This is a genomic window from Natronobiforma cellulositropha, from assembly GCF_025629245.1.
GTDB classification, from domain to species: Archaea; Halobacteriota; Halobacteria; order Halobacteriales; family Natrialbaceae; genus Natronobiforma; species Natronobiforma cellulositropha.
This window is the reverse complement of record NZ_JANZXN010000015.1, coordinates 67237-82883: the sequence shown is the minus strand read 5'-3', so window position 1 is coordinate 82883 and position 15647 is coordinate 67237. Positions and strand designations below refer to the sequence as shown.

Genomic DNA, 15647 nt, shown 5'->3' with positions numbered 1-15647 from the left:
AAGTAACGTGTGCGTTACAATGTCGGCCGTCGGTGTGAGTGACAGCAACACTCGCCAGGTTCCCCGATGGAGACCGACAGATACAGCGGCCGGCCACGCAATGACGGTGACGTGAACGAACACCACGAGTACCCCTACGTCGTCACCATCGACGTTCGGCTTCGCGACATCGACTTCATGGGCCACGTCAACAACGCCGTCTACGCGACGTACTTAGAGCAGGCTCGAGCGGCCTTCTTCCGTGAGGTGATCGGCGAGTCGCTCGTCGAGGCGGACACCGTCCTGGCGAACCTGACGATCGATTACGAGCAGCCGATCGACGCGGCGGACACCGTGACGGTCGGGTTACGGGTGGCACCGCTCGGCTCGTCGAGCCTCCCGATGGAGTACGAGGTGTACGCCGGCGATCGCAGGGCGGCGACGGCGCGAACGGTCCAGGTCGTCGTCGACCGAGAGCGGGGTCGCTCGAGATCGATTCCCGAACACTGGCGCGAACGGATCGCTACCCACCGGGAGAGACACGACGCCTGAGCCAGTTACTCGGAGACGGTGACCTCGCCGTCGCTGGTCACGACGATGTCGTATCCACAGAACGTGAATTCGACGCGCCCGGGGGCCCGTTCGGTGCCGTCGTGTCGCGGCGCGAAGAGCGCATCCAGCGCCTCCGGGTTCAGCACGTCGTAGAGCGCTTCGTACTCGGGTGGTTCGATTTCGGTCGAGTCGACGCCCTCCCGCTCTGCAACTGCGTCGATCACCTCGAAGCTCAGTGATCGGCTTCGTTTCCCGTCGGAACGGTCCACTGATAGGAGCATTAGCCAGATGCATTATTCGCCTACTTATAAATGCTGTGGCCTCGGGGGAGTCGATACGCACAGCATCGTCGTTCAATGAACGATTACTGCCTCTAGTGTATATTTTGGCAGCTAATTGAAGTCTAAATTTATGAATTTAGTGAGAAATATAGTATTTCAAGAACACTGTGTACACAGTAATGCGGTCTTATCTAGCTCTCAAGAACCCACTGCAAGGTGTACAAGGAGTGCTATCCCACGGTTTTCGCCCGAGGTTCGTCGTACACGCTCCCCGTGAGTGGCCGAGGCGAGTGTGAATCGTTTTGTGAACCGGCCGATTCGTCACGCGTATGGTCTCACTACGGACCCACCACGTCGGAATCACCGTCAGCGACCTCGAGCGAGCCGTCGACTTCTACGGTGACGTACTCGGACTGTCGGTCGAGAGCCGGTTCAGCGTCTCCGGTGACGCCTTCGCGACCGGCGTCGGCGTCGACGGCGCGAGCGCGAGGTTCGCCCACCTCGAGGCGGGCGGTGCTCTCGTCGAACTCGTCGAGTACGAACCCGCCGGAACGGCGCGCTCGAGTGCGACGATCAACCAGCCTGGATCGACCCACCTCGGGTTTCTCGTCGACGATATCGCGCGCTTCTACGCCGACCTGCCGGAGTCACTCGAGACGATCAGCGAGCCACAGACGACCGAGAGCGGCTCGACGATTCTGTTCTTCACCGACCCGGATGGAACGCTGATCGAGGTACTCGAGCGGTGAACACTTCGAACAGATCGAAAAGCAAGTAGACAGAGCCAGGGACGGGATTTGAACCCGTGAACTCTCGATTACAAGTCGAGTGCATGTACCACCCATGCTCCCCTGGCGCGGTCTCTCATTGACCGTCCTCCTTTGAGTGTGTATCGTTTTCGGCTGGCGATTTCGACGTGAGCGTCCGCTCCATTCCCACGCGGTAGGTCTCGTAACCGTGGCGTCTGTAGAACCGGCGAGCACCCTCGTTGCTCGCCATCGCCTCGAGCATGACGACCGTAGCGCCCCGCTCGGCGAGCGCGTCCTCGACGGTCTCGAGCAGTGCGGTTCCGACGCCGCGGTTTCGCGCTTCGGGGACGACGTAGATGTTCGAGAGCAGTCCCCGTCTCGTATCGAGTGTGAAGGTCCCGCGTTCGAGTGCGTAACTGGCGAAACCGACGACGTCGCCGTCGATTCGAGCGACGAGCAGGCCGTCGTTGAAGACGTGGGTCGCAAACAGGTCGCGAATCGTCGAGTGATTCGCCCCCGGAACGACGTGTGACCCGTAGGCGAGTTGCTCGCGAGCGAGGTCCAGCCACGCGTCGGCGAGTGCGTCGACGTCGTCGTTCGTCGCCGGTTCGACGACGAGGCGTTCGGTGGCAGGGATGTCGGGCCGGTTGTCTTCGTCGATCATAGGAACACGCGTCGTAGACACACGCACCCTCACCGGTGGGAAGGATAGGTCTTCGGAAAAGAGCGTCTGAACGGAGAGCCAGATCACCTAGATGTTCCGACAGTCGAGACAGACGAGTCGGCCGTTCGCCTCCCTGAGCGACGCAGCGAGCGCCCCACACGCCTCACAGACGCCCTGCGTCGTGTACTCCTCGCCACCGTTCGAGACGAGCGGTCGTTCGGTCTCTTCGTCAGGTCCGGCCGAGTTCGAGACGAGACCGGGAGAGACAGTCGTCGCCCGGAACGACCCGGCCGCTGCGATGACGTCGCGCTGGGTGAGCACGCCGAGTACGTCCTCTTCGTCGGTGACGACCAGGTGGCGGATGTTGTCGGTCGTCATCTTCGTCGCGGCATCACTCAGTGGGAGGCTCGCCTCGACCGTGAGGACGGGTGCAGACATCGCCGTCTCGAGCAGCGTGGTCTTCGGTGACTCCTCTGCGGCGACGAGACCGAGCACGTCCCACTCCGTCAGTATTCCGACCGGATCCGCTCCACGAACGACGAGGACGTACCCGACCCGCTCTTCACGCATGAGCCGAACGGCGTCGAGGACGGTGTCCGACTCGCTGACGGCGACGTAGTCGTTGGTCAGAATATCCCGGACCGAGAGATCCGATTCCATGTGCGAACGTATAGCACAGACGGGCTAAAAGCTACCCCCGGTACACTTATGAAATCGCCTGGCGTAGCTGACTGGTCTCTCGAGTGGCGCTCACAGCCACGCACACTGGCGGTTCACCAGCCGAACTCGACGTGAGAGCCGTCCTCGCGGCACACCTCGAGTGCGTGTTTCGCGGCCATCCCGGCCCGCTGTGGGTCGGCGGCGCGGCCGACGCCGACTTTGAGCGCGACGTCGACGGTCGTCGCGACGTGGTCGATGGCATCCTCGTAGTCGGCGCGCTCGAGGTCGGGACAGACGGCGATGATGTTGTCTCCGCCGACGAAAAACGAGAGACCGTCGTGGGCGGTTCGCATGTAGCGCATGAGTTCGGCGTAGCCCTGTTCGATCTCGATGAAGCTGTCGAAGGCGTTGAGTTCGTCGGTGTAGACGCCGGTGGCGTCGTTGACGTCGAAGTGAGCGATCTGGACGTCCTCGTCGGTTCGGTCCGCCTCCTCGAGGACGTTCCCCCCGAGGACCTCCGTGCGCCGTTCGTCCTGTGCGCTGCCTTCGTTCTGGACGACGGCGGTCGCCGTCGCGAGCGCATCGATCGGAGACTCGTCGACGGCGATACCGAGGCTGAGCGTCACCGGGTAGCGGTTTCCGATCGACTCCTGTAAGAGCGCGTGAGCGGCCCGGTCGAGACCGTTCGTGACGGCGATCATGTTGTCGAAGCGCGTGAAGAAGACGTAGCCGTCCCGGGCGCCGACGAACTGCGAGATGTCGGCGTACAGCCTCGACTGGAGGGTCTGCAGATCGGCTTCGCGTCGCGGCTCCGGCGTGACCGTCCACGGGCCGTAGTTGTCGATTTGAACGAGCGTAACCTGCGTGTTCGTCACAGTATCTGACCGTTACGAGCGCCGTCGTATAAGCGATACGTAATCCACATTCGTGATGGGGACCGGCGAACCGGTCACTCGAGCGTCTCGAACACCGACGCTCGGCCGGCAGAGAACCTCAGCGCGGCAGGGGGTGTTCGTTTACGCGGACTTCTTCTCCGGGTTCGGGCCGACGGGGTGGTAGTCCCAGAATCCACCGGCGCGCATGGCCCGGCCGACCGCCTTGTGCATGTCGAGTATCGTCTCGAACGACTCCTCCTCGACGTACTCGAAGATCTCGCGCATCGCGACGACCTTCCCGTAGTTGACCCGGATCGGGTCGTCGCCGTGGTCGGCGACGAAGGCGTCGCGCTCGAGTGGGAAGTCGCCCTCCTCGTCGACTTTCTTCGCGATGATCGCCATGTCGAACTTGCGCATCCCCTCGCTGCCCTCCTCGCCGTCGGGATCGTGTGGCCAGTCCATACCCGCCTTCAGTCGGGCGCTCGCAAAAACGTTACTTCTCACCGTCGGGAGACGAGACCAGTCACGGACGCTGTGGCTGGGGAACGAGGTTACGTCGCCGGTGCGTTCAAGGCCGCTGTCGCCCAAGAGGCGGACGAATGCGGCTCATCGCCCACCGTGGCTTCGCCGCGGTCGCTCCGGAGAACACGGTCGGTGCGCTCCGTGCGGCGGCCGAACGCGCGGATATCGTCGAGTTCGACGTTCGCCGGTGTGGCTCGGGCGAACTCGTCGTCATCCACGACGAGACGATCGACCGGGTCACCGACGGATCGGGAACCGTCGCTGACCTCTCACTCGAGCAACTCCAGTCAGAACGGGTGCTCGGGACGGACGAACGCATCCCGACGCTCGAGACCGTCCTCGAGGCGCTGCCACCGGCCGTCGACGTCAACCTCGAACTCAAGACCCAGGGAATCGCTGGCGACGTCCTGCGCGCACTCGAGGACGTGCCGAACCGCGTGGTCGTCACCTCGTTTCTCCCGACGGCACTGCGCCGGGTGCGCGAACTCGACCGGAATCAGCCGACGGGCGTTCTCGTGAGCAGAGACGTACGCCGGCCGGTGACGCGCGCGGTCGAACTCGAGTGTGACGTGATCGGCGCGCACGCGCGCCGGTGTCTGTTCACCCGACTCGTCCCCCGGGCGAAACGCGTCGGTCTCGAGGTTCACGCGTGGGCGGTTCCCGGTCGGCTCGGCGCGAGACTCCTCACCTGGCGCGGCGTCGACTGCATCTCCGCTGACCGGCCACTCGAGTAGCGGGTGAGCGTCACCTGGACTCTTCGACGACCGAGGGAACCCCCTCGAGCGCGTCGGGACGGAGTACCGCTCCATCGGATTCGTCGAGGGCGTCGACACAGCGCGAGGTGTCGACCGTACGTGCGAGTGCAGCGGCGTCCTCGAGTGCGGTATCGTCCGCCCGCGAGAGGTTTGCGAGCGCGACACAGGCGTCGGACGCGTACCGATCCGGTGTTTCCTCGAGTGCGTCGACCAGCACCGACGCAGCGGGCGCGACCGCGGCCGGCTCTTCCGCGGAGAGGCGAGCGAGGAGCGTCAGTCCCCACTCGTCGAGTTCGGTCTCGAGGCTGGTGACGAGTTCGTCGACGTGGCCCGCGACGGCGTCGGGGCGCTCTCTGGCGACGTTCGCGAGACACCGGAAGCCGTCGGCGGAGCCGGCCGACGGATGGTGTGCGGCCGTGAACGCGACGATCGAATCCGTCGACGGCGCGACGTCGGTCGGGACCGCAACGGCGAGTTCCGCGAGACAGTAGAGCACGTCGGCAGATCCGTCGAACGACGGATCCTCGAGCAGGCTGCGGAGTTTCGGCACCGTCGGGGCACAGCGCTCCGGCACGTCGTCGACGGCCGCCCTCACGGCGGTGAGTGCCTCCGCCCGCGTCTCGGCATCGTCGGCGTCGAGACCGGTCAACGCGGCGAGAACGTCGAACTCGTCGCTCGAGGGACCACTATCACGATCGCCCTCACCGGGAGCACCACTTCGCATACGTGCCGTAGGTTCGTAATAGATTATAAAAGAATTTCGGATTTGTTGATATATGTCGGTGATGGGTGTAGAGAATCGCCGGCGGCAACCGACAGTCGGGAGAGAACAGCGGCTGCGGGCGAAACTCAGGCCAGCCACTCCTCGGGTTTCGTGTCGTAGTCGACGTCGTCGGCGGCGAGGTGTTCGACCGCCTCCCAGGGAACGTCTTCGATGGTCAGCTCCTCGCCGTCGTAGCGGATCAGCTTCCCGCGCTCTTCGGGTTCCGGTTCGCGGTTGCGGCGTCTGGCGACCTCGATATCGTGTTCGTCGAGTTCCTTGACGATCGTCAACAGGTTCACCGGCCGCCCCCAGAGTTCGAAGACGCGCTCGAGCGTCTCGCCGGCTTTCCGCAGGTCCAGCATGACGCCGTTGTACTGGTGGGCGAGCAGCAGTTCGTTGGCGTTGTCGTAGTTGCCGTCGGTGACGACGATGGTGGGCTTCCCGAAGTTGGTGAACTGGAGTAAGAGCTTCTTCTTCACGTCCGCTGCCTCGACGCTCGAGACGTGGAACTGCCCCGACGCCTGGGAGTACTCGTAGGTGAAGTAGTCGTTCTCCGTGATGAACTCCTGGGTGAGGAAGCCGTCGAGGAACGTCACGTCGTTGTGACTCTCGCGCACGTCGTACATCCGCGTCCACCCGGCGGTGAAGTCGACGTCGGCGAGCGCCTCCTCGATCGACGAGTAGCGCGCGTCGTCGAAGAGGTAGCGGCCGATACGCTCGAGTTCGTTCTGGCTCACCCGCGAGAGGAACCCGCGATTCTGGCGCTTGGCCAGCGAGTAGTGACGACGCGCCAGCCCCTCGTAGGTGAGCACTTTCCAGGGGTAGCGGTCGACGTCCACCTCGCCCGCGTGGGCCGCCTCGAGCGCCTCGCGATCGACCCACTCCTCGGGGACCTCCTCGAGCGCGTCGAGCGTCTCCGAGGTGATCGCATCGACCGCTGCAGGTGACTCGAGGTGGCCGAGGACCTCCTCGAAGTCGACGACATCGGTGAGGTTGCGCCAGGAGACACCCTCGATCCGCAGGAGGTGCTCGATGACCTCGCGTCGGTTCACCGTGTTCTCGATGTACTCCCAGAGCTGTTTGCCGAGGCTGTAGGGGTTGAGACCGGGCGAGGCGAGCACCTTCGCCATGTGGTCTGCGTAGTCGAGGTACTCGTCGCGTCCGGCGAAGCCCTCGTCGGCCATCATCGCCGACTCCCAGTAGGCCGCCCAGCCCTCGTTCATCACCTTCGTCATCTTCTGGGCGGCGAAGTAGTACGCCTCCGCGCGCATCATGTCGAGGACGTCGCGCTGCCAGGGTTCCATCTCGACGGCCTTCCCCGCCGCCTCGTCGTAGCGCTTGCCGTGTTCGCGCACGAATGCCAGCAGGTCGCGTTCGGGTTCGTCGGGGAAACTCGCGGGCGCGTCGTCTTCGTCCATCTGCTCGAGCCACTCGTCGTCGAACACCTCGGCTTTGACCTCTTCGGAGAGACCGAGTTCGTCGAGTTTCGCCGAGAGGTCCTCGTCGAGGTCGCGGTCGCTCGAGTCGGTCTCGAGCCGGCGCGTAAACACCCGGTGCTGGTCGATGTTGTCCTCGAGACACAGCGCGTGGTCGATCCACTTCTCGACCTCGGCGCGGTCGATCTCGGGGTCCGCCATGTACTCACCGATGGCACGAGCGTGGCGCTCGAGCATCGCGGCCGCGTCGACCTGCTCGTCAGAGCGCCCTTGCGTGAAGAGACCGAACCACTCGTTGTTCGCGAAGAAGTCGGCGTGTGCCTCGACGTGGGTGATGACGGCCTTCTGGTCGGCGACCGTGTTCGACTCCTGGAGGAAGGCGTGTGAGGGGTTGTCGTTGTTGACGATCTCGAAGGCCTTCCCGCCGCTGTACTGGCCCTGTTTCTGCTGGCGGTCGTAGGCCATCCCCCACCGCCAGTGTGGGTACCGGTTCTGGAACCCCCCGTAGGCGATGAGTTCGTTCATCTCGTCGTAGTCGACGATCCAGTAGTTCACCGCGTAGGGCTCGAGACCGAGTTTCTCCGCGAGGTTACGCGCCTCCGAAACCGGCTCCTCGAGGTCGGCCGCTATCGCCTGCTTTTTGAACCTGTCTGATTCACTCATGACAACCACCTGGTTTCGTGCGTCCGATAGACGGGACGTCTATCGTCACTCATTCGTCTCACCTTCTGTGCTGAGGATCTCGTAGATCGCGTCGGTCACATCGTCCTCACTGTTGACGTAGGCGATCGCCACGTCGTCTGCGTCCGTCCCGAAGTAGCGCTCGAGCTCCTCGGCGTGGGTCGCGTTGATCGCGTTCCCGCTCGGCTGGGTCTCGACGTAGGCGTGGAGGTTCGCGTCGATCTCCTCCATCAGCGGGATGACGCGCTCTTCGGTGTCGTTACTCGAGTTCTCGGAGTCGCCCGCCGCGAAGACGTAGCGGTTCCAGTCGCTCCAGGGATACTCCTCGAGCAACTCCGCGGCGAGTTCGTACGCGCTCGAGATCTTCGTGCCGCCGCCCGAGCGGATGCCGAAGAAGTCCTCGCGCTCGACCTGCCAGGCGTCGGCGTCGTGGGCGATGTAGACGAACTCGGCGTTGTCGTACTTCCCGGTCAGATACCAGTCGAGCGGCGTGAACGTCCGCTCGACGAGTTCGCGCTTCTTCTCGCGCATCGACCCCGAGACGTCGCGGATGTTGACGACGACGACGTTCTTCTCTCTCTCTTCGATGATCTCGGGGTAGCGGTAGCGTTCGTCCTCGCGGCGGAACGGGACGTGTTTCAGTCCCTCGCGACGGATCTTCTGCTGGACCGTCTCGCGCTCGACGCTCTCCTCGACCGCCTCGATCGAGGGCCACGCGCCGCGTTCGTCGGCCACCTCGCGGTGGGTCTCCTCGATCCAGGCCATCGAGACCGGGAGGTTCTGGCCACGGGCGTACTCGAACGCTTCGCGCGCGGTGATCCCGTCGACCTTACACAGTTCGCGCAGGAACTCCTCGTCGAAGTCCATCGTGAGTTTGCGCTTCAGCCCCTCCTTGAACATCCGCTCGAAGTCGAGCGTGCTGTCCGGACCCGACCGGGTCAGATCCGTGTAGGGACCTTCCTTCTCCTCGATGACGCGCTTTCCCTTCGGCTCGAGCTCGAGACCGAGCGCGTCGTCGAGTTCCTGGGCGAACTCCTCGGGGTCCATCTGGTAGTACTCGTGTTCGCCGCCGTCCTCACCGGCTTCCTCGCCGTCGCCGTCCTCGTCACCCGGCTGTGGCTGGGGGCGACCCACCGGCTGGCCGACGTCGGGCGTGCCACCCTGGCCCTGTCCGACGCCACCCTGGTCCCGGCGGTCGTACTCGAATCCCGGCAGGGAGACGATCTTGACCGGAATCTGGATGTCGTCCGGGCGGCCGCTCCCCAGATCGCCGTACTGGATGAACTCCGCTAAGTCCTCGCGGCGCTCTTCGCCCACCTCTCGAAACCGTTCGATGTCTTCTCTCAGTCCCATCGGTAGCTCACCTGTCCCATGACGTGTCGGCTCGTCAGCTCCGCCGACGCCCGCGAGTAGCCGAAGACATCGGTCATCGCCTCGAGCGTCGACTCCTTGACCGCGGCCGTCTCGGTCCCGCTCGGCGGGTCCTCCCAGTGGCGGGGGTCGAAGTCCTCGTAGGTCCGGCGGACGTCGTCCCAGTCGTGGCTCTCGAGGACCGCCTTGATGACGGGAATCGCCGTCAGGTCGACGTCGTCGACGGTGAAGTCCTCGTCGCGGTGTTCCCAGGCGTGGCGGTTGAGCGCCGTGATCACCTTCTCGCGGCGGAAGTTCCGGACGCTCTCGCGCGGGAGGTTGTTCTCGTAGGCCGCCTCCGAGAAGCGCCCGAGGTGTTCGACCTCGAACACCTTCATCTTCAGCGGATCGGGATCGACCTCCTCGCCCCGGTCGTTGTAGAGCGGTTCGCCGGTCTCCCAGGCGTAGACCTGTTCGACGTACGCCGAGACCGTCTCCTCGTCGACGCGCTTGGTGTGCATGATCGCGCCGACGACGTCACGCTCTTGCTGGTCGAAGACGTGGTTTTTCACCGGCACCACCCGGTTTTCGAACTCGGTACGCTCGCCCGTCGAGAACACCGGCGCGTCGGCGAGACCGTCGGCCATCGCGTTCAACACGTCCCGGGGCATGATCACGTCCTCGACGGCGAGGTCGGGGTGGTGGCGGTCGCGTTCGACCTGCAGCAGGTCCGCGAGGACGTCGCGCGTGAACGTCACCGGAATGCCGTGTTCGCCGTTGTGCGCGCCGTCGACGAAGTCGAAGTCGTCTTTCTCCCGGCGGGCGTCACCCTCCTGTAAGTAGCCCTGGTCGAAGATCAACGCCTTATCGACCAGGTCCAGTCCCGCGGGCAGGTCCTCCTCGTCGAGGCGCGTGACGACCGCGTACAGCGCCGCCGCCTCGATGGCGTGCGGAGCGAACTCGAGTGTCCGCGTCTGCCCGGTCCGGTCGCGAAGCGTCACCTGTACGGACTCGCCGATCTTCTCGGCGAGCTGGTCGTAGCGGTCGGCCTCCCAGACGGCCGTCTCGCCCGTGAGTTCACGCCGGATGAGCTCCGTCTCGAGCGAGAGGTTCGTCAGGTAGCCGAACTCGTGTTTGTCGAGGCGGCGCTTGAGTGCCTTCAGCGGGTCCATCCCGTTCCGGTCGGCGTGCTGGTTGAGCTGGGCCTCGAGGTCCGGATTCGAGATGATCAGCATCTGGGTGTCGATGTCCATCCCGATCCCCTTATCGAGCTTCACCGACTGCTCGTCGGGAACGTTCAACAGCTTCTGGAGTAAGTCGGCGTGCTGGGCGGCGTCCTCGACGATAGTGAGCACGCCGTTGCCCTGGCTGAGCACGCCGTCGTAGCTGAACGCCTGGGGATTCTTCCGCCCTCTCGAGTCGAGTTCCTGGAGCATCCCGTGCATCCACGAACCCACCAGACGCTCTTTCGGCCGTCCGTCGTCTTCGGAGTGGAGGACGCCGACACCCTGGCCCACGTCGACGACGTAGTTCTTCACACGGAGGTGGTTCTCGGCGGTGATCGCCGAGAACAGTCCCTCCTCGCCCTGGCGTCGGTAGTGTTCCTCGAGATAGTCGTAGGCCTCCCGCGAGAAGGGGTCGAGACGGGTGTCGACCCGGAGCGGGACGTGGTCGTCGAGTTCGGCGTTGACCGACGCGACGAGGTCCTCGCGGACCTCCTCGGGGAAGACCGAGAGCGGGTGGGCCTGGACGGGACTCTCGTACCAGTGCTCGTCGTCACCCGTCGTCGGATCGACACCGTAACTCAGGCCGCGGTCGTCGCTGCTCGCCGACTGGATGTTCCACTCGACGGTGTAGCGACGCCCCGCAGGCGTCTTCGAGTACTCGCGCAGACCGTTGACCAGACACCGCTTCAGTTCGGACTTGCCGGTCGCCGTCGGTCCCTCGAACCAGATGATCTTCTCGTCTTTACCCCGTCCCGAAGCGATCGAACGCAGGTCGTCGACGAATCCGTTCAGTACCTCCGTGTTGCCGAGCACCGCGTGTTCGCCGTCGTTGTGTGGGTCGTCGAAGAAGCGATAGCGCCGTTTCTCCTCGCCCTCCTCGACGACGGTTCGCGTTCCAGCCGCTTCGATCGCCTCGAGGACGTACTTCGCCGCGTGCGAGGCGATGTTCGGCGCCTCGAAGACGCGGTCGACGTACGACGCGAGGCTCATCGGCTCTTCGTACGTCTCCTCGAGTTCCCGGTCGGCGTCGCGGACGTACTCGGTTCCTCTCGTCATGTTAGTCTTCGATCTCTGCTTTCGCGACCTCCGCGCCGGCGAACTCGAGCACTTCCTTCGCGCCGTCTTCGGAGTAGCCCTGTTCGATCAGCGCGTCGATCCAGGAACTGCGCTCGTCGTCGTCGAACTCGTTGGCGCTCACCAGTGCGGAGAAGTTGATGTTGTGTTTCTTATCCTCCCAGAGTTTCCGCTCTAAGGCGCGACGGAGACGTTCGTTGTCCTGTGGGTTGAACGTGGTCCCTTCGCGTGCGCGTCGGGAGACCCAGTTGCTGACCTCCTGTCGGAAGTCGTTCTTCCGGTCTTCGGGCACGTCGAGTTTCTCCTCGACGCTCCGCAGGAAGGTCTCGTCGGGTTCCTGCTCGCGGCCGGTCAGCTCGTCTTCGACGGTGCCGTCGTCGATGTAGGCCATCACGTGGTCCATGTACTTCTCGCCCTGGCGCTGGATCTCGTCGATGTCGTAGGCGAGGGCGTGACGGACGTCTTCGATGGCGCGCTCTCTGTACTCCTCGCGGACGGTCTCTAAGTAGCGGTAGTAGCGCTCGAAGTTCTCCTCGGGGATCGAGCCGTGGTGCTCTAAGTTCTCCTCGAAGAAGTTGAACACCGTCAGCGGCGAGAGGAAGCCACGCTGGCGGTGTTTGCTGTCCATGATGGCCTCCGCGATTTCGTCGCCGATGAACCGGGGGGAGACGCCGACCATCCCCTCGCCGATGACGGCCTTCGCGGCGGCCTCCTCACGGAGTTTCTTCACGTCGATGTCGTCGCCCTCGTCGATCTCGCCGTTGTACGCTTTGGCTTTCGAGAGTAAGTCGACCGTCTCGGTATCCGGCTCTTCGATCCGGGTCAGGACGCCGAACAGTCCGGCCATCTCGAGCGTGTGCGGCTCGACGTCGATGTCGGGCACGTCGGCGTTGTTGAGCATCTTCTGGTAGATGCGTGCTTCCTGTTCGTAGCTGAGGACGTACGGGAAGTCGATGCGCTTCGTGCGGTCGTTGAACGCCTCCATCTTCTCGTCGCCCTTCTTGTCCTTGTACTCGGGCATGTTCGTCCGGCCGACGATCACCTGGTCGATGTCGATCCGCGGGTTGTTCTTCGGCTTGATCGTCATCTCCTGGGTGGCGTGGAGGAAGTCGTAGAGGAACTCCCGCTGGAGTTTCAGGAGTTCTTCTCCGCTGAAGATGCCCCGGTTGGCGTTACAGAACGCCCCCGAGTAGTCGAACGCTCGCGGGTCGCTCTCGCCGTAGACGGCGATCTTCGAGTAGTTGACGTCGCCCGTCAGCTCGGTCTCGTCCTGGTTCTTCTTGTCCTTGGGTTCGAACGTCTCGAGACACTGGCGCTTGTTCTCGTCGGCGACGAGGCGGATCACCTCGACGTGGTTCTCGAGGACCGACTGGAGGTCGTCCTCGTAGTGGGCGAGCAAGCGGTCCATGTAGAACTCGCTCTCGGGGTCGAGGCTCTGTTCGTTGCGGATCGTGTAGGGGGCGTCGAGACGCTCGTTCAGGTCGTCGATCACCGACTGGCGCTGCTCGAGCGGGAGGAGCACGAGCGGGTCCTGGTTCATCGGCGAGCGGACGGTGTCGTCGGCGGGGTCCTGGTCGTGGATCACGTCACCGAGGTTGATCCAGCGGAAGGTGTACATCCGTCCCTCCTCGCGGAGCGTGTAGTCCTCGAAGTACTTCCGGACCTGCTTGTCGAAGTGAGACTTCCCGGAGCCGACCGGCCCGAGGAGGAGTTTGATCCGGCGTTCGGGACCCAGCCTGCGGGCGCCCGACTTCACCTTGTTGACGAACTCGTGGATCGACTGGTGGATCACCTTCCCGTAGAAGGTGTTCTCACCCTCACCCAGCGGGTCCTCGGAGGCGAGACGGTACTCGACGACCCCCTCGGTCTCGTCGTAGGAGGTCCCGTAGTAGTCGAACATGTCCGCGACCCGCTGGTGGGCGTTGCGGGCGACCTTCGGGTCCTCGTAGGTCTCTTTGAGGTACCAGTCGAACGACTTGGTCTCCCGCAGGTCCGCGGGCATCGACTCCTGGTATGCGTTACTCAGATTCTCGAGCGTCTCGATGTCACCGGTCATGGTTTGGTTGTTGTCTGTTGGTCCCCCCGCTGGCACCCCACCGTCGCCGTCGTCCGATCGAGCGCCGATCGAGAACGGTGTCGGTCAGGTCGGTCCGTCGTCGCGACACGCGAGTTCATCGAATCGACCCCACTCTCGGGCGGCCGGCACGGAGAGCCGTTGCTCCTGGCGAGTAGACGCCCCAGGGAGTACAGATCACGGCGGGCGGCGATGAGTTGTCGTGTCATGTGTGAACCAGCACCACTCTCTGGACGAGCGACCGGGTCAACAGCGTGCGACGACATCGCGTCGGGGACTGACGCGGAGTGGATCGGTCCGTCGGACGGATACCGATAGTGTTTAATGAGTGCGTAATCCAACTACTTAAGGATAACCCCAAAAGATATTTATCAGGAAGAGATTACAGGCCATATTTGGCATTATCCTCCCCTGGTACCGTGACTCGTGCACGCATACAACGCGATCCGTATATAAGCAATGTCCCTGCAAACGCCTGCTCGAGGGGTGCGCGCCCCCTCCGACGGGAATTTAGCCCTCGCGCGCGTTCGACCTACCATGACCGCCCCCGACGCCGACCGAGCGCTCCCCGACCTCGAGTCGATTCCCGACGCCTGGACCGTCTGGAACGCCGAAGACGACGGCCGCTGCATTCTCACCTACCGCCCTGACGTCTTCGACGCCGACGAGTTTCCCGCCCCCTGTCTCCCCACACTCTACCTCACCAGCGGGACGCGCTCCCGTCCCCCCGGCGCGAACCCCAACGACCGCACCGTCGACGACGACTGGTACGTCACCCTCTACCTCGAGCCCGACGTCTACCTCCGGGACGAAGACACCCGCTTTTCGACGCGAGCGGACGCCCTCGAGCAGTTTCACTCGCTCGCCCGCCGGTTCGACGCCGGCGACATCGACTACCGCAGCGCCTACCAGGTCCCGCGCGAGCGCTACCTCGACCGACTCGACGACCTCACCGGCCGCGGACGTGACGCTTAACCGCCCGCGCGGAGTACGTTCCACCGATCACCCACCCCTATGTCGACTGTCACCCTGATCGGCACGCGTCTGGCCGACCCCGGCACCGAGTTCGTCTACCACGGTGAAGCCGACGGCTGCGCCGGCTGTCCCTACCGCAGCCAGTGTCTCAACCTCACGACGGGCACCCGCTACCGCGTCACCGAGGTCCGCGAGAACGCCCAGACGCTCGAGTGTGCCATGCACGACGAGGGCGTCCGCGCCGTCGAGGTCGAACCCGTCTCCGCGCGCGCCGCCGTCCCCACCAAAGGCGCGTTCGCCGGGAGCAAAGCCCGCCTCCAGGGACCCTGCCCCTACATCGAGTGTCCCAGCCACGAGTACTGCGAACCCGACGGCGTCACCTTCGACCGCGAGTACCGCATCGCCGCCATCCTCGGCGACCCTCCACACGACGTCTGCCACCTCGAGCGCTCGCTCGAACTCGTCGAACTCGACCTCCTGGAGTAACCCTCCGTCGACCCCCCGGGGTGGAACGGCTACTGACGGTCGACGGAATCGTTTTGTGCCCAGCGTGTGTACCAGCGCTCGAGGTGCCCGAATCGGGCACGGTTTCAGACGAACCCTTGTGGGGTTGAAGCGGGCAAGTCGGACGGCTCGACGGCCGGGGAGTGGTGTTTCAGACGAACCCTTGTGGGGTTGAAGCTCGAGCCGTTACGCGGTCAGAGAATCGGGGAGCGTGGTTTCAGACGAACCCTTGTGGGGTTGAAGCGTTTGAGTCTGATGGAAGTAGCGTCGTCGTCTCCCCAGTTTCAGACGAACCCTTGTGGGGTTGAAGCGAAGCCATCGAGTTCCGGGGACGCAGCGAGGCAACCCGTTTCAGACGAACCCTTGTGGGGTTGAAGCGATCCGTGGGAAAACGGTGAGGAATACGACAAGTTTCAGACGAACCCTTGTGGGGTTGAAGCCAGAAGGCCACCCGACAGGGCGACCCTCTGGGGGAGTTTCAGACGAACCCTTGTGGGGTTGAAGCCTGAGCGAGTCTGATCCGGGAC

Annotated in this window: 15 protein-coding genes, 1 tRNA gene and 1 CRISPR repeat array (1 of these 17 running past the window's edge); of the genes, 5 read left to right on the top strand and 11 right to left on the bottom strand. The window is 64.0% G+C overall.

The genetic code is table 11. The annotated features are described in order from the left end of the window. The first annotated feature begins 66 nt into the window (after positions 1–66). Positions 67–531 carry an acyl-CoA thioesterase gene (locus N0B15_RS06070; RefSeq protein ID WP_263018668.1) on the top strand — a complete coding sequence of 155 codons (465 nt, stop codon included), beginning with the start codon at positions 67–69 and terminating at the stop codon, positions 529–531. Between the two features lie 5 nt (positions 532–536). Here the strand turns inward: N0B15_RS06070 and ddfA are convergent, their stop codons facing one another. Beyond that, positions 537–812, bottom strand: a complete 276-nt coding sequence (gene ddfA, locus N0B15_RS06065) for a DdfA family disk-determining factor (RefSeq protein WP_263018667.1) — start codon at positions 810–812, stop codon at positions 537–539. Positions 813–1141: 329 nt separating this feature from the next. Between ddfA and N0B15_RS06060 the strand changes: the two genes are divergently transcribed. Further along, the gene (locus N0B15_RS06060) at positions 1142–1561 is read left to right on the top strand and encodes a VOC family protein (RefSeq protein ID WP_263018666.1); all 420 of its coding nucleotides are present in this window, start codon (positions 1142–1144) and stop codon (positions 1559–1561) included. Between the two features lie 33 nt (positions 1562–1594). Here the strand turns inward: N0B15_RS06060 and N0B15_RS06055 are convergent. From N0B15_RS06055 to N0B15_RS06035, 5 genes are all read right to left on the bottom strand, one after another. Then, positions 1595–1668, bottom strand: a tRNA-Thr gene (locus N0B15_RS06055). A gap of 8 nt (positions 1669–1676) precedes the next feature. After that, a complete protein-coding gene (locus N0B15_RS06050) occupies positions 1677–2225 on the bottom strand; it encodes a GNAT family N-acetyltransferase (protein WP_263018664.1) in 549 nt (182 codons plus the stop codon). Between the two features lie 87 nt (positions 2226–2312). Continuing rightward, positions 2313–2885 carry a CBS domain-containing protein gene (locus N0B15_RS06045; RefSeq protein ID WP_263018662.1) on the bottom strand — a complete coding sequence of 191 codons (573 nt, stop codon included), beginning with the start codon at positions 2883–2885 and terminating at the stop codon, positions 2313–2315. A gap of 113 nt (positions 2886–2998) precedes the next feature. Beyond that, complete coding sequence (locus N0B15_RS06040; protein WP_263018660.1) at positions 2999–3760, bottom strand: GTP cyclohydrolase III; 762 nt, start codon at positions 3758–3760, stop codon at positions 2999–3001. Positions 3761–3901: 141 nt separating this feature from the next. Continuing rightward, the gene (locus tag N0B15_RS06035; RefSeq protein WP_263018659.1) at positions 3902–4222 is read right to left on the bottom strand and encodes a DUF5785 family protein; all 321 of its coding nucleotides are present in this window, start codon (positions 4220–4222) and stop codon (positions 3902–3904) included. A gap of 137 nt (positions 4223–4359) precedes the next feature. Between N0B15_RS06035 and N0B15_RS06030 the strand changes: the two genes are divergently transcribed. Beyond that, positions 4360–5016 carry a glycerophosphodiester phosphodiesterase gene (locus N0B15_RS06030; protein WP_263018657.1) on the top strand — a complete coding sequence of 219 codons (657 nt, stop codon included), beginning with the start codon at positions 4360–4362 and terminating at the stop codon, positions 5014–5016. A 10-nt stretch (positions 5017–5026) separates the two neighbouring features. On the opposite strand, the gene N0B15_RS06025 is transcribed toward N0B15_RS06030, so the two are convergent. The 5 genes from N0B15_RS06025 to N0B15_RS06005 form a co-directional block, all read right to left on the bottom strand. Further along, positions 5027–5761, bottom strand: coding sequence for a hypothetical protein (locus N0B15_RS06025; protein WP_263018655.1), 735 nt, complete (start codon positions 5759–5761; stop codon positions 5027–5029). A gap of 125 nt (positions 5762–5886) precedes the next feature. After that, positions 5887–7899 (bottom strand): SpoVR family protein, encoded by a 2013-nt coding sequence (locus tag N0B15_RS06020; RefSeq protein WP_263018654.1) that lies wholly within the window; start codon positions 7897–7899, stop codon positions 5887–5889. Positions 7900–7944: 45 nt separating this feature from the next. After that, complete coding sequence (locus N0B15_RS06015) at positions 7945–9270, bottom strand: YeaH/YhbH family protein (RefSeq protein WP_263018652.1); 1326 nt, start codon at positions 9268–9270, stop codon at positions 7945–7947. Further along, positions 9261–11549: a PrkA family serine protein kinase gene (locus N0B15_RS06010; RefSeq protein ID WP_263018650.1), complete on the bottom strand. Its 2289-nt coding sequence runs from the start codon at positions 11547–11549 to the stop codon at positions 9261–9263. The genes N0B15_RS06015 and N0B15_RS06010 overlap by 10 nt, the downstream gene beginning before the upstream one ends. Position 11550: 1 nt before the next feature. Continuing rightward, positions 11551–13623, bottom strand: a complete 2073-nt coding sequence (locus N0B15_RS06005; protein ID WP_263018649.1) for a PrkA family serine protein kinase — start codon at positions 13621–13623, stop codon at positions 11551–11553. A gap of 555 nt (positions 13624–14178) precedes the next feature. On the opposite strand from N0B15_RS06005, the gene N0B15_RS06000 reads away from it, so the two are divergent. After that, positions 14179–14616 (top strand): DUF5820 family protein, encoded by a 438-nt coding sequence (locus tag N0B15_RS06000; RefSeq protein ID WP_263018648.1) that lies wholly within the window; start codon positions 14179–14181, stop codon positions 14614–14616. Positions 14617–14655: 39 nt separating this feature from the next. Then, positions 14656–15102 (top strand): UPF0179 family protein, encoded by a 447-nt coding sequence (locus tag N0B15_RS05995; RefSeq protein ID WP_263018646.1) that lies wholly within the window; start codon positions 14656–14658, stop codon positions 15100–15102. 101 nt (positions 15103–15203) lie between these two features. Continuing rightward, positions 15204–15647: direct repeats of the CRISPR family, unit length 30 nt; unit sequence GTTTCAGACGAACCCTTGTGGGGTTGAAGC; it runs 4834 nt beyond the window's last position.